We start from the raw sequence: 18,666 nt of genomic DNA, 5'->3' as shown, positions 1-18,666 counted from the left end.
CTATGACGATGCCGGCGGTCCCCCGGTTCCCGGCGATTCGACGACCCGCGGCGCGAGCGTCTCGACCAGCCGGCTCAGCACGATCATGCTCCGGGTCGAGGTGACGAACGGCTCGGCGCGCAGCCGCTCGAGCGCCTGCTCCAGGCCGGCCATGTCGACGGCGCGCAGGTGCACGAGGGCGTCGGCCTCGCCGGAGATCGTGTAGGCGCCGACCACGGCCGGGTGTCGCTTGGCCGCCGCGCGCAGCTGCTCGGGTGAGGTGCGGCCGGTGCAGAACAGCTCCACGAAGGCCTCGGTCGTCCAGCCCACCGCGCCCGGGTCGATCAGCGCCGTATAGCCGCGAATCACTCCGCTGGATCGAAGCCGGTCCACGCGCCGTTTGACCGCCGGGGCAGACAGCGCGACCAGGGCGCCGATCTCCGCATACGACGAGCGGGCGTCGTCCTGCAGCAGTGCAATGATTCGCTGATCAATAGGGTCCAGGCGCAACGAATCCCTCCTCGAAAGCAACTTTTCTCGCTGTTTTGTGTAACACCAGGACCCTACCGTTTGATCTCGTGACGACCCAGCGCGAGCGCACCTACCTGATGTCTCCGCCCGAGCACTTCGCGGTGGAGTACGCGATCAACCCGTGGATGGACACGACGGCGCCGGTCGACACCGAACTCGCCGTCAAGCAGTGGGAGGGCCTGCGCGAGACGTTCGTGCGGCTCGGCCACACGGTGCACGTGCTGGCGCCCGAGATCGGCCTGCCGGACATGGTCTACGCGGCCAACGGCGCCTTCTCGGTCGACGGGGTGGTGTACGGGGCCCGGTTCAAGTACCCGCAGCGCACCCCGGAGGCGGCCGCACACCGGCGCTTCTACGTCGACAACGGCGGCTGGCGCTTCATCACCCCGTCGGAGACGAACGAGGGCGAGGGCGACTTCGCGTACCTCCCGTCATTCCTCGGCGGCACGATCCTGGCCGGCCACGGCTTCCGTACCGAGACGGCCGCGCACGCGGAGGCACAGGAGGCGCTCGGCCGCCCGGTGATCTCGCTGCGGCTGGTCGACCCGCGCTTCTACCACCTCGACGTGGCGCTGGCCCCGCTGGACGACAGCAATGTCGTCTACTACCCAGGTGCGTTCTCCGAGGCGACCCGGTCGGTGCTCCGCCAGCTGTTCCCGGACGCCGTCCGCGCCGACGAGGAGGACGCGCTGGCGTTCGGCCTCAACCTGGTGTCCGACGGCCGCAACGTGGTGCTCAACTCGGAGGCCACGGGCCTGGCGGCCAAGTTGCGGGCGGCCGGTTACGTCCCGGTGCCGGTCGAGCTGACGGAGCTGAAGAAGGGCGGCGGCAGCGTCAAGTGCTGCGTGGCGGAGCTGCGCCCGTAGGGCTTTACGAGGACGGTGGCGGGGAGTGGACGAACACGACCTGCGCCGTGTAGGTGGCCGGGGCGGGCGTGCCGTTGGCCGTCGCCGTCCCGCTGGTGATCTTACCGGCGATCATCAGGTCGGCACCCGAGCGCAGGGCGCCGGGCTGCAGCGTGTGGCGCTTGTCGTACACCTTGAGGTTGTCACCGAGCTGCCAGGTGCGCGTGTAGCCGTCCGCCGAGCGGACCGTCACCGACGACTGGGTCAGCGTCGTGGCCTCGCCGTTCTGCATTGCGACCCGGACCGGGCCCTTCTTCGTCTGCAGGGTGCCCTCGCCGTGCAGGACGTCGCCCCACATGTCGTGGTGGCCGTTCATCGTCTCCGACGGCGCCGGTGCGGGCGGCGTCGGAGTCGGAGTCGGCTGGGCCTTGGCGACGGTCGGCAGGCCACCCACCACGACAAGGACCGCCGCACCGATCAGTAAGCCTATCCGCGAGCGAGTCATGGGGTACCTCCTCGGATTCGGGCCTATCGGCCCTACTACCGCAGATCACCCGCCGCAAACCTGACATAAGGGGAGCCGAGCGCCCGGAATGCGTCGCCGGGACGCTCATGGCCGTCAGTCGAGTGGCCCAGCGCGTCACACGGGTCCTGGCACATCAGCACGTGCGAGGCCTGCGCGCCGAGCGCCGCCAGCGGCCAGAGCATCAGGTGGACGAGCAGGCCGATCAGCTTGATCGCCACCACGTCGGCGACCGCCTTGCCGCTGTACTCGTGGCGATACCAACTGCGGACCAACGCCCAGTAGGGCTGCTGGTCGACCCGCACACCATCGCGGTCGACGACCGGGCCGTGCTCGTAGCCGACCCGGCGCAGGACGACCGAGATCGCCTTGAGGTTGAGCAGCCGGCGGATCGGCACCGAGAGCACGGTCGCCACGCCGCCCAGCCACCAGCCCGGCTGGTCGAGCTGCGTCAGCAGCAGGAACAGCGTCACGTGCAGCGCGCACAGCGGCACGCCGACCCACGCGACGGCGACGCCCTGGGTGAGGATGCCGACCGGGTCGCCGTCGACGCGGCGCAGCCGCTGCCAGAACAGCACCTGGACGAGCAGGATCCCCAGCGACGCGCCTGCGCCGCCGAGCCCGAGCACCACCCACCAGGTATGCATAGATATGCATCATGACACGGTCCGCAACGGCATGCTGACCGTAAATTGCGCACCCCCCTCGGGTGCGTGACGCGCTTCGATCCGTCCGCCCAGCCGGCGGGCGAGCCGCGCCGCCAGCGCCAGCCCGAGCCCGCTGCCGACCTGGCGGATCCCGTGGTACCGCCGGGAAAGCGCACCCCGCTCGAACGCCACGGCGAGGTCCTCGTCCGTGAAGCCCGGCCCGCCGTCACGCACCTCGAGCCGCGCCTCGGCGGCGGTCGCGTGCACGGCGAGCACGATCGGGGCCGGCGCCGGCACCACCCGCAGCGCGTTCTCCAGCAGCCCGTCGACGATCTGCCGGATCCGCCCCGGGTCGGTGCGCACCGTGACCGGGTGCGGCGGCAGCTCGGTGCGCAGCACGAGCCCGGCCGCGGCGATCCGCCCGCCCCACGCCTCCGCGGTCGTCGTCACCAGCTGGGTCAGGTCCACGTCGACCACCTCGATCGGCAGGTCGGCGGCCTCCAGCCGGGCCAGCACCAGCAGGTCGGCGATCAGCCGGTCGAGCCGCTCGGCCTCGTCGAGCACCGTCTGCCCGGCGCGCTGGGCCCCGTCGGGCCCGACGACACCGTCGGCGAGCGCCTCGGCGTACCCGCGGATCGTCGTCAGCGGCGTCCGCAACTCGTGCGACACCGACAGCAGGAAGTCACGCTCGCGCCCCTCGCTCGTGGCCAGGGCCGCGGTCAGCCCGTTGACGGCGTGCGCCAGCTCGGCGACCTCGGCCGGCCCGCGCGCGTCGAGGGTCAAGCTGCGGTCCCCGGCCGAGAGCCGCTTCGCCGCGGCGGCGACGGTCCGGATCGGCCGGGCGATCCGGCGGGCCAGCAGCGGCCCGGCGATCAGGCCGGCGGCCAGCCCGGCGAGCAGCGCGATCCACAGCTGCCCGGCGACCTGGGTAAGGGCGCCGGTGGTCGGCCGTTCGCTGAGCACCACGCCGTTGCCGCTGTTGGCACCGACGGGCCGGCCGACGATCAGCCGCATCTGACCGTCGACCATGGCCCGGCGCGCACTGACCGGGCGCCCGGCCGCGACGGTCATGACCACGTTGTCGGGCAGTCCCGAGCGCTCCGCCTGCCCCGCGCGGATCAGGTAGACGTCGATGCCCCGATTGCCCAGCAGTTTCACGATCGCCTGCTCGTCACCTTCCTGGCGGGTGTTGAAGCGCGCCTTCAGCACCTCCGCGGCGAGGACGGCCTCGTCGGTGAGATGCTGCCGGGCGGCCCGGTTCGCCTGCTGGACCACCAGAGGCGCGCCGACCAGCGCGGTCACCAGCACGCTCACGACCGCGACGACGCAGGTGACGAGCGCCGTGCGGGCGGCCAGCGACCTAAGCATCGGCGGTGTACCCGACCCCGCGGACCGTGCGGATCACCGCGGCGGCGTCGCCGAGCTTGCCGCGCACCTGCGCGACGTGCACGTCAACGGTGCGAGTCCCCGAGTGCGCCGCGTACCCCCACACCGAGCCGAGCAGCTCCTCCCGCGTGAACACCCGGCCGGGCCGGCCCATCAGGTGGGCCAGCAGCGAGAACTCGGTCGACGTCAGGCTGACCGGGGTGCCGTCCACCCGGCACTCCCGCCGCGCGGGGTCAATGGTGATCGGGCCGACCGTGCGCACCTGCTCGGCGTCGGGTGGGCCCTGCGTGCGGCGCAGCACCGCCTTGACCCGGGAGACCAGCTCGCGCGGGCTGAACGGCTTGGTGACGTAGTCGTCGCCGCCGAGCTCCAGGCCGAGGATCCGGTCGACCTCGTCGTCGCGCGCGGTCAGGAACAGCACCGGCGTCCAGTCGCCCGCCTCGCGCATCCGCCGGCAGATCTCCGTGCCGTCGAGGCCGGGCAGCGCGATGTCGAGCACGCAGGCGACCGGCCGGAGCTTGCGGGCCGCGGCCAGGCCGGCCGAGCCGTCGTGTTCGACGTGTACGCCGAAGCCCTCGCGGGTGAGGTACATCCGGAGAAGATCGGCGATCGGCCGCTCGTCCTCGACGACCAGCACCAGACCCTTGCCCTGCTCCACCGCCCCATTCTGCCGGTGGACGGCGCCGGATGATGTTCGGCGGATGTTCGGGCTCCGCCGCCGATCCCGCGGCCGGGACGCCGGGGCCATCCCACGGTGCCCGGCTTTGTGGTGCTTCCCGACCGCAAGATCGACGCACAGGGGGTGCGACGCCGACGCACCCCGTTCCGTGAGGCTAGCTCGCCGCCGGCGACGGCTGGCCGCTGGGCCGCAGCGCCGCGCAGGCGGTCATCGCCTCGGCCACCTTGGGGTCTGCGGTGCTGAGCTGGTCGATCGACCCGCTCACGGTCACGCCGTGCTCGGTGAGGCAGTTGATGTAGGCCGCGTTCCGGCCGCCACCACCCGGGCCGCCGTTGCCGAAGCCGCCGCTCGGGAACGCGGTCGGGCGCAGCGACTCGCAGGCCTTCTGCGCCTTCTCCCAGGTCTGCTGGTCGACACCGTTCGGGGCCGCGGTGCCGAAGAAGCCGCCGGCACCACCCGGGCCACCGCCGCCGCCCCGGAAGCCGCCGCTGCCCGACGGCCGCGGCTCGCCGGACGGCCGCGGGCTGAAGGACGGCCGAGCGCTGCCCGAAGGCCGGTTCGACGCGTTCATCTGCGGCAGGTCGACGCCGTTGTTGCGCAGGCAGGACGTGTAGTCGGTGCCGCCGGACGCCGCCGCGTCGGCCGACGGTGAGTCGTCACCCGACCCGCAGGCCGCCGCGAAGATCGCCACCGCTGCGAACGCCACGAGGGCGCCGCCGATCCGCTTTGTCATCACCCGACGATGGAACGAGCCCAACCTCGACGTCTCGTCGGCCGAACCTCAAAATTCCGTTAGAGATACATCCCCGTGCGCTCGCCCTCGCCGGTGATCGCCGGCTTTGGCTTGTCGCCCTCGCCGAAGAACCGCTTGCCGCCGAACTCGCCGTGCAGCCGGTCGTCCAGTTCGTCGGCCAGCCCGGTCATGACCTGCACGGCGAGCATGAGGTGCGTCGGCTGGAAGTCGCGCCCGAACACCGGCACGGAGGCCCACACGGTGTCGTTCGTGCAGTACAGCCGGCCGATCGGCATCCGGTTGGTGAGCTCCGACAGCTTCACGTAGAGCCGCTCGGTGGGCTCGACCTCGGTGAGAATCGGGGAGAAGACGTCGACCAGCGGCGGGTTGTCGCGCACCCGCACGAACACCATCGCCGAGCCCGACCGGATGCCGATGTCCCCGTCGGGGTCGATCGGCAGTTCCTCGGGCGTGGTCTTCATGAGCCGCGCGACCACGGTCGTGACCTTGTCGTACAGCGGAAGCCCGTCGATCTCGTCGTGCTTGGCCCCCGCCACGTCCACGACCCCGTCGCCGTCCGCGTCCACGATCGACGCCAGCGAGCGCGCGACGCCGAGCGAGGGGATCGGCGCCACCCGGCCGTTGATGTCGTGGGCGAGGTACGTCAGGAACGCCGGATGCGGCGTGCCGTAGATGTCGCGGAGGGTGCGCGTGATGAGCCGGCTCAGGTGGGTCGCCTCGCTCTTGGGCACCCGCAGCCCGAACGACTCCCCGGACCCCGCCAGCACTCCCGGCGGCGCCCAGCCCAGCGCCACGATCTCGGCGATGACCGTCCGGTCCAGCCGGTACGCGGTCGGCAGGTCGGCGTTGCCGACCGCGGTCGCCCCGAGCATGTCGCCGTCCTCGCCGGTCACCTGCACCGAGTACACGGCGTCGCCGGTCCCGGACGCGGTCGGGTCGAGGGTGAGGTCGAGCGTGGTGCCGGGCTCGAGGTCCTTGAGCCCGCTCACCAGGTGCCGCGCGAAGTCACGCCAGGCCTCGGCCACCTTCTCCTTGAGGTTGCCGCCGACCGGGTCCTCGTCGTCGAAGAGCGCGGTCTCGTACGAAAGGACGTCGTCCTGCTCACCCGCCATGATGCCTCCCTATCCCCCCGGCTCTCACCCTATCCAGACTCGATCGTGCCCTCAGCCCGGGTGGCCAGCCGGCCGAGCACCTCCCGCGTACGCTGCGGATCCGCCCCGCCCCCGACCGCCAGCCCGACCAGGAACAGGGTCAGCGGCGCCGCCGGCCGAGCCACCCCGTGGGCAACGGTCTTCGCGAGGTCGAGCAGCGCGGCCCGCTCCTCGGCACCGGGCGCCGAAACCCCGACCGTGGCCGCGGCCCGCTCCATCCAGTCCGCCAGCAGTTCGTCACTCATGCACCCTCCGCAGGTCTTCGTCGGTGTCGCAGTCAAAATACGGCGGAATGCCACTTTCGTCCCACCGGACGTCGTTGATGGCAAGCCCGTCGACGAGCCGCCGCATCGCGACCCCGTCAAGGCTCCCGATCCGCTGCAGAGCCTGCTGCAGGACCCCGATCCGCCAGGCACCACAGAGCAACTGCCGCCGCCCGTCCTGATCGACGAACAAAGCCCCGTCGTACCCCCCGACCGCCCCGACCAGCCGCTGGACCGCGACGCCATCGAGCCGCGGCAGATCGGCCGCGAGCACCAACACGACATCGACCGGCTCGACGAGCGCGGCCAGCCCGGCCCCGAGCCCGGCCACCGGCCCACCCCCGGCAGGCTCCTCCTGCACGGTCCGCACCCGCACGTGAGCACCGGGACGAACGCGGCCATCCCAGCGCCCCACGCCACCAACCAGGGCCACCTCACCGCGGGCCCCGGCCTCACCCTCGGCGCCGCCGCCAGCCACACCCGTCTCGCCGCCAGCCACAGCCAGGCCACCGCGAGCCACGCCATCGCCGGCCGCGAACACCTCACCGCCGCCTCCGGCGGGGAGCACCTCGCCGCCGCTGGACGGGAGCACCTCACCGCCGTCCGCCACGTTCGTCTCGCCGCCAGCCACAGCCAGACCACCCCCAGCCCCGCCATCGCCGGCCGCGAACACCTCACCGCCGCCTCCGACCGCGAGCGCCTCGCCGCCCGCCGAGCCCGCCACGCCCAACCCGCCGCCAGCCGCAGGCAGGCCACCCCCGGCCGCGAGGACCTCACCGCCGACCACGGGCACCGCGCCACCGCTGGCCGCAAACGCCCCGCCGCCAGCCGCAAACGCCCCGCCGCCAGCCGCAAACGCCCCGCCGCCAGCCGCGGACACCTCGGCGCCGGGCGGCGCCAGATCGCCGCGGTCCGGGCCTACCACCACGATCTCGCTCGCGACAGTCGCCGCGGCGGCCAGGACGCGGCGCAGCATCGGGACGCCGTCCACCGGGACCATCGGCTTGTCACGGCCGCCCATCCGGCGCCCGGGGCCGCCGGCGAGGATCACCGCCGCCACGACGGCGGCGGGCGGGCGATTGGCGGGAACACTGGCCGACAACACCTCCAGAACCTACCGTCGAGCCGGGTGCCGAAAACCGGACCGGGCGGGAAGGACGTACACACATGGGCCGCGTCACACAACGGCGAGGAATCGTGCGGGTCACCGTCGACGGCGGGCAGGTCGTAGCCACGCCTGGCCCCGACTCCCTCGCGGCCGAGGAGCCGCTCGAGATCCGCGTCGGGCCGGCCGGCGGGGTCCGGCCACCGCTCGCCGTCACCATGCGCACCCCGGGCGACGACCTCGACCTGGCCATCGGCTTCCTGGTCACCGAGGGCGTCATCCGCGACGCCGAGGACGTGCGCACGGCCCAGCTGTGCGCGGGCGACCAGGAGCCGAACACCTACAACGTCGTCGACGTCGCGCTCTCCCCCGGCGTCCCGGCGCCGGTCACCGATCCGAGCCGGAACTTCTACACCACCTCTTCCTGCGGAGTCTGCGGCAAGGCGAGCATCGACGCCGTCCGGACCCGGTCGCGCTTCGACGTGGCCGCCGACCCGGTCACCGTCGCCCCGGCGGTCTTCGCGTCGCTGCCCGATGCGCTGCGGCGGCGGCAGCGGGCGTTTGCCACCACGGGCGGGCTGCACGCGGCCGGGCTGTTCACCGCGGGCGGCGAGCTGGTCTGCCTGCGCGAGGACGTGGGCCGGCACAACGCCGTCGACAAGGTCGTCGGCTGGGCCGCCCGGCAGGGCCGGCTCCCGCTGGCGGGCCACGTGCTCATGGTCAGCGGGCGGGCCAGCTTTGAGCTCTGCCAGAAGGCCTGGATGGCCGGCATCCCCGTGCTGGCTGCCGTCTCGGCGCCGAGCACGCTCGCCGTCGACCTGGCCGAGGAGGCGGGCATGACGCTGGTCGGCTTCCTGCGCGGGCCGTCGTTCAACGCATACGCCGGCGCACAGCGCGTCGCCGGGGCCGTCCCAGTGGAGGCAGCTCCGACGGCGGCACTGCCCGGTCGAGGATCTCGGCCATGAGGCGCGCCCCGCGGTACTCCGGGTCGGCCTCCAGCGCCCGATCCACCGCGATCCCGGCCCGCAGCCCGTCGCCCGCCCGCCAGCAGATGTAGCCGAGCAGCATCGCGGCCGGCGCGACCAGGCCCGGGTCGGCCCGGCGCACCAGGTCGGTCCACAGCTGCCGGTGCACGGCCCGGCCCGATGGCCCGTCGCGGTCGATGCACAGCCAGGCCTGGTCGCGGAACGGCAGCACCTGCAGCAGCAGCGTCAGCCAGGCGACCTCGTCGTCGGTGAGCCGCCCGCCGGCCCGGTAGCGCTTCAGCGCCGCGGCGAGGGCGATCGCCCCGGCGCGCACCGCGGCCGGCCCGACCCCGATGTCCGCGGCGGCCACGGAGGCCAGCCGGACCAGGCGCTGCCCGGCCCGGTCGGTCGCCTCCTGGATCGCGGCGAGCGCGGGACCGGTCGGCCCGCGGAGCGCGCGGACCACGGCCTCCCGGTCGGGCAGCGCGACCATCCCGGCGAGCGTCGCCTCGGCGGCCGTCGCCGAGCTGCGCACGTCGAACGGCCGCCCCTCGGGTGGGCAGCAGTCCGGCTCGTCGCAGGTCAGCGACCAATACCGCCCCTCATGCGCCCGCAGGCACTCGGCGATGAGGATGCCGTGCCGCCGCATGGCGTCGGCGACGGCGCGCAGGAACGGCTCGGCCCGCTCCGGCCCGTAGGCGATGAGCACGACGCTGTCGACCCGATGCCGGCCGAACATCGCCGCATACTCCCCGGCGAGCATCTCGCCGTCGTCGCGGTCGTCGGGCAGGTCGCCGCGGACGTGGAAGCGCAGGCCCGTGCCGTGCAGGCCGAGCACGACGAGGCTGTCGGAGGGATGGAAGCCCAGCAGGTAGGGCGTGGCGGAGAGGAGGTCGGACGGGCTGCGCAGGCGGAGCCGGGGCGTCTCGGCGGTGGTCGTCGTCATGCCAACCACGTTCGTCGCCGCCGCCCCCTGCCGGAACTCGCGGTTTTCGGCTGTGGACAAAGTCGGACAACGCCCGGTTTTGTCCACAACTCAGGAATCAGTACTTGAACCGCAGCTCGTGCAGGTCTACGCCGTCCTGCCAGGTGTCCTTGCGGCCGCGCAGGTCGATGGCGAGCGTGACCCGGGCCAGCGCGTCGTAGCCGGCCGCGTGCAGGCAGCGGATCGCGTCGAGGTTGCGGGCCGCCGGCGAGATCGTCAGCCGGCCCAGCCCGCGCCGGCGGGCCTGGTCGGCGACGTGCTCCAGCAGCGCGCGGCCGATCCCCTCGCCGCGCCGGGCGGACGCCACCACCAGCGGCTCCACGGCGCCGCCGCGGCCGTCGAGCAGGAGCCCGACCATGCCGACCACGCCGCCGACGTCGGCGACCCACATCCCGGACAGGTCGAGGCGGGTGAGGTACTCCTCGAAGAGCGCTCCGGGGTCGGGCGTGCCCTCGTGCTCCTCGGTCATCTCCGCCCAGAGCTGGCGGCACTCGCGGTGGTCCGTCGGGCGGTAGGCCCGGATCGTCACGGCCGCGGACCCGGACTTGTGCACCATGGTTTCCGTCACGATCGCCACCACCTGCGAGGACGCTGGGTCATAACCCATCCTTACTCCGCCGGGGCCGGTGGCGACACCCACATCGCGGTATTGCTACCAAGTGTGGCTTTTGTAGCATCACGCGGATAGCGACCGGGCGGTTACGGAAACGATGGATCGGCGATACGATCGGGGACGGCTCGCAGCTAAAAGACGAAGGGACAGCCGGTCGGGGCTGTCCCTTCGCCATTCTTAGATGTGGGCCGGTGTCACACGGCTACGGCAGGCGGAATTCGCCGTCCGTGTCGACCGCGGCGATGAAGGTCTCCCATTCCGCGCGGGTGAACCGCACGCTGCCCGTGTCGGGAGCGTTGGAGTTGCGGACCTCGACGAAACCGTCGACGAACCGCGCCTCGACGCACTGTCCGTTGTTGCCGCTTCGGGTGGGCTTGTGCCAGCGTTCGTTGAGCGCAGCCATCTGCGCACTCCTTTTGGTCAGGCCGTCTCAGTGATCGCGATCTCGATCATCTTGATCGACTCATACGGACTGAGCGCGGCGGCTCGCAGACTCTCGAAAACGTCGTGGTACCGCTGGACGTCGCCGGCCTCCTGGTAGATGTCACCGGCCATCGCCTCGGCATACACGACGCTTGGTGCATCTTGGAACTTGAGGACCGCAAACGACCCGTTCATGCCGGCGTATGCCCCTCCGCTGAAGGGCAGGACCTGGATCGTCACGTTCCTCGCCCGGCCCATGTCGGCCAGGTGCTTCAGCTGCGACCGCATGATGTCGGGTCCGCCGATGAGGCGACGGATCACGCTCTCATCGAGGACCGCGATGAACTGCAATGGATTCTCGGGGCGGCTGAGCAGGCCCTGCCGCTCCCGGCGGGCGTTCACGTGCGCCTCGACGGCGTCCTCGGACTCGCCGGGCGATGCGGCCGCAAGCAGTGCTCGGGTGTACTCCTCGGTCTGGAGCATGCCGGGGACCACGAGCGCCTCGTAGTCGCGCATCTCGACCGCGTTGGACTCCAGCCCGATGTATCGGGAGTAGCTGGCCGGGAGGTCGCCGTAGCGGGCGAACCAGCCTCGGGTCTTGCCTTCCCGCGCGAGGGCGATCAATGTCTCGATGTGAGCTTGATCGTCAACCTCGTAAATCTCGAGAAGACGCTCCAGCGTGCTGCGCCGTATCCCGACCTTGCCGCCTTCCATGCGGCTGATCGTGCTGGGTGAGCAGTCCAGTTGCAGCCCGACGTCCTCCGTGGTGAGTCGCGCCTTCTCGCGCAGCACCCGCAGTTGTTTGCCCAACTGAAAGCGCGGGAACGTGGGGCTCTGAGCGCTGGACACCGCTCACCTCCATTACTCAGGACGAGTGTGTCCGTTACCGGGTTGGCGCGCAAGCCGCGCCCGCGTAGAGCGATTGGCTTGCTCTACTCAACTTCGGCACAGCGTATTGCCCACCGAAACCTGCACGTGCATTCTGAGAGGGTCAGATCGCTCCTCAGCCGGAGGGAGATCAGTGGTGTTCGACGACGACATGGTTCTGCTCGAGGGCGCACCCCGGCTCTTCGGCATCGTCGCGGATCCCGAGGACGACGACCACCCGCAAGTCGTCGCCTGGGGGCACGAACTGCCCGATCTCGCCGTGCTCACCTGGCGGCTCGGCAACGGCAAGTCGGAGGTCATGACGTTCCGGTCGGCCGAGGCCGCGCTTGCCACCGCGCAGCAGCTCTACAGCGCGCGACTGCTGTGGACGGCCCCCGCGGTTCAGGGCGTCTGAGGTCGGGATGGCGGTCATCTACGACCACGCGGTGACCGACGCGCGACGCCGCGCCGAGCGCCACCAGCCCGAGGGAACGGGCTGCACCGCCGGCTGCGCGCAGTGGCCGTGCAAGCCCTTCATCACCGCCTGGGCGGTCGTCACCCGGAATTCGAACACCCGCGCCGGCCGGTGACCCGACCCGATCAGTACGGGCAGCGCGCAGATCAGCCAGCGGAAATCGCCTGATCGACCGAACCCGATGGGGCGCGCGAGCAACTGCTGGTCCGGACCCCAGCTCGGCGAGTCGATCACGACCGAGGTCAGCGCCACCAGCAGCGCGGCGATCGGGGAACTCCAGGCGATCCGGGAGAGACAACGGGATTAACGGGCTGGAACGACGAGAAGATCTGCCCGGATCGGGGGGATTTTTCGGGATCCGCCGCTCGGGGAACCAGGACTCCATGGTGTCGATCCACACGCCTTCTGCGATGCTGGACACACACCGGCAACGGGGCCGTAGCCTCCGCATACCCTGCGAGGCAGAGCCCCCGGGGCCGGCTCCCGGGCATGATCACGGTCATGCCCACCGCGACGCGCCGACCCCACCGGGACGCCGCGTAGCAGCCACCCCCGCTGCGCGGCAGGGTCACCCCCGCTGCCGACGCGAGAGACGACAGGGAGATACGGATGGCGAAGGGCGAAGTCAAGGCCCGGACGTCTGGGACACGGGCCGCGCCTGAACCCGCGTTCGTGCAGCTACTCACCCCTGAGGGCGACCGGGTCGAACACCCCGACTACTCGGTCGACTTCACCGACGAGGAGTACCGCTCGCTGTACCACGACCTGGTCGTGGTCCGGAAGCTCGACGCCGAGGCGACCGCGCTGCAGCGCCAGGGCGAGCTGGGCATCTGGGCGAGCCTGCTCGGCCAGGAGGCGGCCCAGGTCGGGTCGGGCCGGGCGCTGCGGGCGCAGGACATGGCGTTCCCGACCTACCGCGAGCACGGCGTCCTGTACTGCCGGGGCATCGACCCGATCATGCCGCTGGGCCTGTTCCGCGGCGTCGACCAGGGCGGTTGGGACCCCAACGAGTTCAAGTTCAACATGTACACGATCGTCATCGGGGCGCAGACGCTCCACGCGACCGGCTACGCCATGGGCATCACCAAGGACGGCAAGGTCGGCTCCGACGACGGCGAGGCGGTCATCGCGTACTTCGGCGACGGCGCCACCAGCCAGGGAGACGTCAACGAGGCGTTCATCTGGGCCTCGGTCTTCAACGCACCGATGGTCTTCTTCTGCCAGAACAACCAGTACGCGATCTCCGAGCCGCTGGAGCGGCAGACGCGCGTCCCGCTGTACCACCGGGCCAGCGGCTTCGGCTTCCCCGGCCTGCGGGTCGACGGCAACGACGTGCTGGCCTGCTACGCGGTCACCCGCAAGGCCCTCGACGACGCCCGGCACGGCCAGGGCCCGTCGCTGATCGAGGCCTACACGTACCGGATGGGCGCCCACACGACGTCGGACGACCCCACGCGGTACCGCATCGCCTCCGAGGTCGAGGCCTGGCAGGCCAAGGACCCGATCAAGCGGCTGCGCGCCTTCCTGGAGAAGCAGGGCATGGCGAAGGCCGACTACTTCGACGCGATCGACGAGGAGGCGCGGGTCGCCGCCGTCGAACTGCGCGAGCGGGTGCTCAGCATGCCCGACCCCGACCCGATGACGCTCTTCGAACACGTCTACCCCAACGGGTCGCCGGAGCTCGACCAGCAGAAGGAACAGTTCGCGAAGTACCTTGCGTCGTTCGAGGGGAGTGGGCACTGATGGCCGAGACCCTGACGATCGGCAAGGCGCTCAACACCGGCCTGCGCCGGGCGATGGAGCGCGACCCCAAGGTCCTCATCATGGGCGAGGACGTCGGCAAGCTCGGCGGCGTCTTCCGCATCACCGACGGCCTGCAGAAGGACTTCGGCGACGACCGCGTCATCGACACGCCGCTGGCCGAGTCCGGCATCATCGGTACCGCGGTCGGCCTCGCCATCCGCGGCTACCGCCCGGTGTGCGAGATCCAGTTCGACGGGTTCGTCTACCCGGCCTACGACCAGATCGTGTCGCAGGTCGCCAAGATGCACTACCGCTCGAAGGGCAAGGTCAGCCTGCCCATGGTCATCCGCATCCCGTTCGGCGGCGGCATCGGCGCGGTCGAGCACCACTCCGAGTCGCCCGAGGCCTACTTCGCGCACACAGCCGGCCTCAAGGTCGTCTCCTGCTCCAACCCCGACGACGCGTACTGGATGATCCAGCAGTCGATCGAGTCCGACGACCCGATCATCTTCCTGGAGCCCAAGCGCCGCTACTGGGAGAAGGGCCAGGTCAACGTCGACTCGGCAAGCCTGCCGCTGCACAACGCCCGGGTCACCCGCCCCGGCCGCGACGCGACGGTGATCGCCTACGGCCCGATGGTCCGCACCGCCCTCGACGCCGCCAGCGCGGCCGCCGAAGAGGGGCGCGAGATCGAGGTCATCGACCTGCGCTCGCTGTCGCCGCTGGACATGGCGCCCGTCTACGCGTCGGTGCGCCGCACCGGCCGCGCGGTCGTCGTCCACGAGGCACCGGTCAACCTCGGCCTCGGCTCGGAGCTCGCGGCCCGGATCACCGAGGAGTGCTTCTACTCCCTCGAGTCCCCGGTGCTGCGGGTCGGCGGTTTCGACACGCCGTACCCGGCCGCGCGCATCGAAGAGGAGTACCTGCCCGACCTCGATCGCGTGCTCGACGCCGTCGACCGCTCGTTCGGGTTCTAGGGGGCCGGCACGTGACCAGAGTCAAAGAGTTCAACCTGCCCGACCTGGGCGAGGGCCTCACCGAGGGCGAGATCCTCAAGTGGCTCGTGCAGGTCGGCGACACGATCGCGCTCAACCAGCCGATCGTCGAGGTGGAGACCGCGAAGGCGGCGGTCGAGATCCCGGCGAAGTGGGCCGGCCAGGTGACCAGGATCTTCCACCCGGAGGGCACGACCGTCGAGGTCGGCGCCCCGATCATCGCGATCGACACCGACCCGGGCTCCGGCGCACTGCCGGCGCCGTCCGCGGCGTCGCTCGCGGCGGTCGACGTGGCCGGCGACGCGCCGGTCGAGCCGGGCCTGATCGGCGGCCCCGCACCCGGCGGGCGCACCGCGGTGCTGGTGGGCTACGGACCGAAGACCACCGTGGCGAAGCGGCGTCCACGTTCCGCGGGGGCTCCAGTGGTACCGGATGAGCCCGCGCCGGTCGTGGAAGTCGTGGCACCGGTGGCGCCGCCACCCGCGGTGGCTGCTCCGGCCGGGGGCGCCGTCCTCGCCAAGCCGCCGGTCCGCAAGCTCGCCCGCGACCTCGGCGTCGACCTGACCGGCCTCACGGGGACCGGGCCCAACGGCTCGATCTCCCGCGACGACGTGCTCGCCGCGACGACGGCTCCGGCAGCGGTTGCCACCAAGCCCGCGGTGGGGCGCGAGGAGCGCATCCCGGTCAAGGGCGTGCGCAAGCTCACCGCCGAGAACATGGTGGCCAGCGCGTTCACCGCGCCGCACGTGACCGAGTTCCTCACGGTCGACGTGACCCGCTCGATGAAGGCGCTCGACCGGCTCAAGGCGCACCGCGACTGGAAGGACGTCCGGGTCTCGCCGCTGCTGCTCGTCGCCAAGGCCGTGCTCCTGGCGGTCAAGCGGCACCCGATGGTCAACTCGACCTGGGCGGGCGAGGAGATCGTGGTCAAGCACTACGTGAACCTCGGCATCGCGGCCGCCACCCAGCGCGGCCTGATCGTGCCCAACGTCAAGGACGCGCAGGAGCTGACCACCCGCGAGCTGGCCGACGCGCTGACCGCGCTGGTGTCCACCGCCCGCGAGGGCAGAACACCACCGGCCGACATGACCGGCGGCACGTTCACGATCACCAGCGTCGGCGTCTTCGGCGTCGACTCGGGCACCCCGATCCTGCCCCCGGGCGAGTCGGCGATCCTGGTGTTCGGCGCCGTCCGCGAGCAGCCCTGGGTGCACAAGGGCAAGATCAAGGTGCGCCAGGTGACCACGCTCGGCCTGTCCTTCGACCACCGGATCATCGACGGCGAGCTGGGCTCGAAGTTCCTGCGCGACGTCGGCGCGTTCCTGGAGGACCCGGAAGGCGCGCTGCTCGCCTGGAGCTGATCGCTTCTGAGCAGGCCAATCCGCATGCAGTGGCCCCGGGCTGAGCCCGGGGCCACTGTCATATGGCTGACGAACTGGGCGTTTACCCTGGTCTTCTGCCTACGAATCTTCGGCGCGTGGGCCGGGTCACTTCATATTCACTGGATCCGCGGTGCTCCCAAGCGATGTAATGGATGCGGAAGAGAGACGTCCTTACATTCCCACCCGAGGAGCCACCCGTGAGCACCTTCATCGAGCGCTACCGCCAGCGTCGCAAGGCCGCCCGCCGCATGGACGCCATCGAGCGCGCCATCGCCAAGAACCCGTCGCACGCCCTCCGCGACGAACTCCACACCATGCTCAGCCGCGATTGACAGCCATCGTCAGCCTCCGGCTGAACCGGCCCACACCCCGAGCCGCCCCGGTCCGTCCCTCCCCGGACCGGGGCGGCTTTTTCGTACCGCTAACGTGTGGTCACTTCGTCGCACCCGCCGACGAACCTCGGCTCCGGCTCTGCAAAGTCCGTCCCACGTCGACTACGGTCGCAAGGGTCAGACCAACAGGAGGCTCGCATGACGTCCGACCAGCCCAACCCGTCCGAAGCGGACGAAGGCGCGGCGGCGACGACGCCGGTCGGCAAGGCCCCGGCCATCCGCGCCACCGCATCGGTGCCGGTCCCGACGTCCCCACCACCGTCTGACGCGGACCCGGAGCAACCCCGCCCCGGCCCGTTCCCGCCGGCAGGCCCACTGCCACCGCGCGTACCGGGCACGGGCGTCCCCACCCAGTACGGCAGCAGCCAGGTCTCCGGCCCGCCCGGCACCTTCCCCGGCTTCATGCCGGTGGCCAACCCGACGCCGGAGTCGACCCCGCCGACGTCGGCACCTCCGGCCTCAGCCCCACCGTTCGCGCCACCGTCGTCGGCCCCGCCCGCGGCCGGCGTCTACCCGGCATCGGCCCCACCGGCCCCGTTTGTCCCCGCAGTGGCGGCGCCACCGATCCCACCGGCTCCCGCCATCCCGCCGGACAGCCCCTGGGCCGCCCCGCCGGCCGCCACGCCAGGCAGCGCCCAGGTCCCGCCGGCCTCAGGTTCGGCCCGTATCCCCACCGGCTCGGCGCAGGTCCCCCCGCCCCAGCCCGGCCCGGCCTCGGCCCCGCCGTTCACCGATCCCGCCCAGGGCGCCCCGGCCGTCCCGGCCCCCGCGAACCTCGGCCAGATCCCGCCGCAGCCCCCGAGGACGTACACGGCCCGAGCGTCTGTCCCCCCGACCTCGGCTCCACCGGCCCCCGGCGTCTACCCGTCGTCGGCTCCACCCGCGGCCGGCGTCTACCCGGCTTCCGCACCACCGTCGTCGGCCCCACCGGCGGCCGGCGCCCACCCCGCCTCGGCACCACCGTCTTCAGCGCCGCCCGCGGCCGGCGTCTACCCGTCGTCCGCCCCGCCGGCAGCCGGCGTCTACCCGGCCTCAGCACCACCGGCCTCGGCCCCGCCCGCAGCAGGCAGCTACCCGGCCTCAGCCCCGCCGGCGACCGGCGTGTACCAGGCCTCGGCCCCGCCGATCAGCGGAAAGGCCAGCGTCTCCCCGGGAGGCTTCCCGCCCGCCGCCTCCGGTCAGGCGAGCGCGCCGCCCGCCAGCGGCCAGGCCGGCGCCCCACTCGCCGGGTTCCCACCCGCCGCCGATGAGGCAGGCGCGCCGCCCGCCGGGCCGTTCCCGCCGACGGTGGCGCCGGTCGCCGGAACGTACCCGCCGGCCGCTGGACCGCCCACGGCGTTCGCGTCGCCCACGTACGCGCCACCCGCCGGCGGCGGGTACGGCCCCACCTCCGCCCCTCCGGCCGGCGGCGGGTTCGGATCCACCTCGCCGGCCACGAGCGCCCCGCCCGCCACGGGCGTGTACCAGTCGTCGCCACCGCCCTCCACCGGCGTCTACCAGGCGTCGGTGCCGACCGCGGCCGGCGCCCCGAAGTACAGCGACCTCGTCACGATGCCCGGTGAGCAGGGCCCGCCGAACGCGCCCCTCGACGGCGGCACCGGCATCCCGACCCCCGCCCCGGCCCCCAAGAGCCGCCGCGGCCTCCTGGTCGGCCTGGTCGTCGTGGTCGTGGTGTTCCTGCTCGCGGTCGCCGGCACGGCCATCGTGGTGGCGCTCAACAACGCCGGCAGCACCAGCTTCGCCGTCAACTCCTGCGTCAAGCAGGACGGCGACTCCGCCACGAAGGCCAGTTGCTCCGACGCCGACGCATTCCAGATCGTCTCGAAGGTCGACAAGCCGGAGAGCTGCTCGGACGCCAGCCAGCCGTACATCGTCCTGCAGCACAAGGGCCAGAAGGACGAGGTCCTCTGCCTCCGCCCGGCCAACCAGAAGTAAGCCCCAGCAGGGACGTCGCCGGCGAGTC

The 18,666-nt window shown here is 72.1% G+C and carries 22 protein-coding genes and 1 pseudogene; 8 read left to right on the top strand and 15 right to left on the bottom strand.

Going from position 1 to position 18,666, the window contains the following annotated elements:
* Nucleotides 1–489 (bottom strand): Lrp/AsnC family transcriptional regulator, encoded by a 489-nt coding sequence (locus ABZS66_RS06755; RefSeq protein WP_354755828.1) that lies wholly within the window; start codon nt 487–489, stop codon nt 1–3.
* Between the two features lie 68 nt (nt 490–557).
* Between ABZS66_RS06755 and ddaH the strand changes: the two genes are divergently transcribed.
* Nucleotides 558–1,376: a dimethylargininase gene (gene ddaH, locus ABZS66_RS06750; RefSeq protein WP_354755826.1), complete on the top strand. Its 819-nt coding sequence runs from the start codon at nt 558–560 to the stop codon at nt 1,374–1,376.
* A gap of 4 nt (nt 1,377–1,380) precedes the next feature.
* Here the strand turns inward: ddaH and ABZS66_RS06745 are convergent, their stop codons facing one another.
* The 9 genes and pseudogenes from ABZS66_RS06745 to ABZS66_RS06705 form a co-directional block, all read right to left on the bottom strand.
* A complete protein-coding gene (locus ABZS66_RS06745; RefSeq protein ID WP_354755825.1) occupies nt 1,381–1,860 on the bottom strand; it encodes a hypothetical protein in 480 nt (159 codons plus the stop codon).
* A 35-nt stretch (nt 1,861–1,895) separates the two neighbouring features.
* Entirely contained in the window at nt 1,896–2,525 is a 630-nt protein-coding gene (locus ABZS66_RS06740) for a hypothetical protein (RefSeq protein WP_354755824.1), read from the bottom strand.
* 9 nt (nt 2,526–2,534) lie between these two features.
* On the bottom strand, nt 2,535–3,893 hold the full coding sequence (locus tag ABZS66_RS06735; protein ID WP_354755822.1) for a HAMP domain-containing sensor histidine kinase: 1,359 nt from the start codon (nt 3,891–3,893) through the stop codon (nt 2,535–2,537).
* Nucleotides 3,886–4,569, bottom strand: a complete 684-nt coding sequence (locus ABZS66_RS06730) for a response regulator transcription factor (RefSeq protein ID WP_354755821.1) — start codon at nt 4,567–4,569, stop codon at nt 3,886–3,888. The genes ABZS66_RS06735 and ABZS66_RS06730 overlap by 8 nt, the downstream gene beginning before the upstream one ends.
* Nucleotides 4,570–4,744: 175 nt before the next feature.
* A complete protein-coding gene (locus ABZS66_RS06725; RefSeq protein WP_354755819.1) occupies nt 4,745–5,323 on the bottom strand; it encodes a hypothetical protein in 579 nt (192 codons plus the stop codon).
* Between the two features lie 59 nt (nt 5,324–5,382).
* A complete protein-coding gene (locus ABZS66_RS06720) occupies nt 5,383–6,456 on the bottom strand; it encodes a hypothetical protein (protein WP_354755817.1) in 1,074 nt (357 codons plus the stop codon).
* Nucleotides 6,457–6,485: 29 nt separating this feature from the next.
* Complete coding sequence (locus ABZS66_RS06715) at nt 6,486–6,740, bottom strand: DUF6457 domain-containing protein (protein WP_354755816.1); 255 nt, start codon at nt 6,738–6,740, stop codon at nt 6,486–6,488.
* Complete coding sequence (locus ABZS66_RS06710; RefSeq protein WP_354755876.1) at nt 6,733–7,545, bottom strand: NTP transferase domain-containing protein; 813 nt, start codon at nt 7,543–7,545, stop codon at nt 6,733–6,735. The genes ABZS66_RS06715 and ABZS66_RS06710 overlap by 8 nt, the downstream gene beginning before the upstream one ends.
* Before the next feature lie 126 nt (nt 7,546–7,671).
* Nucleotides 7,672–7,818 (bottom strand): annotated as a pseudogene (locus tag ABZS66_RS06705) (NTP transferase domain-containing protein); the annotation flags it as partial.
* A 107-nt stretch (nt 7,819–7,925) separates the two neighbouring features.
* Here ABZS66_RS06705 and fdhD point away from each other — a divergent pair.
* Entirely contained in the window at nt 7,926–8,828 is a 903-nt protein-coding gene (gene fdhD, locus ABZS66_RS06700) for a formate dehydrogenase accessory sulfurtransferase FdhD (RefSeq protein ID WP_354755815.1), read from the top strand.
* On the opposite strand, the gene ABZS66_RS06695 is transcribed toward fdhD, so the two are convergent.
* The 4 genes from ABZS66_RS06695 to ABZS66_RS06680 all read right to left on the bottom strand — a co-directional run bounded on the left by ABZS66_RS06695 (nt 8,734) and on the right by ABZS66_RS06680 (nt 11,698).
* Nucleotides 8,734–9,774, bottom strand: a complete 1,041-nt coding sequence (locus ABZS66_RS06695; protein WP_354755814.1) for a DUF4192 domain-containing protein — start codon at nt 9,772–9,774, stop codon at nt 8,734–8,736. The genes fdhD and ABZS66_RS06695 overlap by 95 nt on opposite strands.
* Nucleotides 9,775–9,871: 97 nt before the next feature.
* Nucleotides 9,872–10,381: a GNAT family N-acetyltransferase gene (locus ABZS66_RS06690; RefSeq protein ID WP_354755812.1), complete on the bottom strand. Its 510-nt coding sequence runs from the start codon at nt 10,379–10,381 to the stop codon at nt 9,872–9,874.
* Nucleotides 10,382–10,628: 247 nt separating this feature from the next.
* The gene (locus tag ABZS66_RS06685; protein ID WP_354755811.1) at nt 10,629–10,829 is read right to left on the bottom strand and encodes a DUF397 domain-containing protein; all 201 of its coding nucleotides are present in this window, start codon (nt 10,827–10,829) and stop codon (nt 10,629–10,631) included.
* 17 nt (nt 10,830–10,846) lie between these two features.
* Nucleotides 10,847–11,698: a helix-turn-helix transcriptional regulator gene (locus ABZS66_RS06680; protein WP_354755810.1), complete on the bottom strand. Its 852-nt coding sequence runs from the start codon at nt 11,696–11,698 to the stop codon at nt 10,847–10,849.
* 175 nt (nt 11,699–11,873) lie between these two features.
* Between ABZS66_RS06680 and ABZS66_RS06675 the strand changes: the two genes are divergently transcribed.
* Nucleotides 11,874–12,131 carry a hypothetical protein gene (locus ABZS66_RS06675; protein WP_354755808.1) on the top strand — a complete coding sequence of 86 codons (258 nt, stop codon included), beginning with the start codon at nt 11,874–11,876 and terminating at the stop codon, nt 12,129–12,131.
* 18 nt (nt 12,132–12,149) lie between these two features.
* Here the strand turns inward: ABZS66_RS06675 and ABZS66_RS06670 are convergent, their stop codons facing one another.
* Nucleotides 12,150–12,443 (bottom strand): hypothetical protein, encoded by a 294-nt coding sequence (locus ABZS66_RS06670; RefSeq protein WP_354755807.1) that lies wholly within the window; start codon nt 12,441–12,443, stop codon nt 12,150–12,152.
* A 357-nt stretch (nt 12,444–12,800) separates the two neighbouring features.
* On the opposite strand from ABZS66_RS06670, the gene pdhA reads away from it, so the two are divergent.
* From pdhA to ABZS66_RS06645, 5 genes are all read left to right on the top strand, one after another.
* Nucleotides 12,801–13,934: a pyruvate dehydrogenase (acetyl-transferring) E1 component subunit alpha gene (gene pdhA / locus ABZS66_RS06665; protein ID WP_354755805.1), complete on the top strand. Its 1,134-nt coding sequence runs from the start codon at nt 12,801–12,803 to the stop codon at nt 13,932–13,934.
* Nucleotides 13,931–14,911 (top strand): alpha-ketoacid dehydrogenase subunit beta, encoded by a 981-nt coding sequence (locus tag ABZS66_RS06660; RefSeq protein WP_354755875.1) that lies wholly within the window; start codon nt 13,931–13,933, stop codon nt 14,909–14,911. The genes pdhA and ABZS66_RS06660 overlap by 4 nt, the downstream gene beginning before the upstream one ends.
* Before the next feature lie 11 nt (nt 14,912–14,922).
* Entirely contained in the window at nt 14,923–16,290 is a 1,368-nt protein-coding gene (locus ABZS66_RS06655; RefSeq protein WP_354755803.1) for a dihydrolipoamide acetyltransferase family protein, read from the top strand.
* 218 nt (nt 16,291–16,508) lie between these two features.
* Nucleotides 16,509–16,643, top strand: coding sequence for a hypothetical protein (locus ABZS66_RS06650; RefSeq protein ID WP_354755802.1), 135 nt, complete (start codon nt 16,509–16,511; stop codon nt 16,641–16,643).
* A 198-nt stretch (nt 16,644–16,841) separates the two neighbouring features.
* Nucleotides 16,842–18,638 carry a hypothetical protein gene (locus ABZS66_RS06645; protein ID WP_354755800.1) on the top strand — a complete coding sequence of 599 codons (1,797 nt, stop codon included), beginning with the start codon at nt 16,842–16,844 and terminating at the stop codon, nt 18,636–18,638.
* Nucleotides 18,639–18,666: the final 28 nt, after the last annotated feature.

It is taken from the genome of Dactylosporangium sp. NPDC005572, from assembly GCF_040605515.1.
GTDB lineage: Bacteria > Actinomycetota > Actinomycetes > Mycobacteriales > Micromonosporaceae > Dactylosporangium.
Note: the sequence above shows the minus strand (reverse complement) of the source record. Positions and strands in the feature narration are given on the sequence as shown.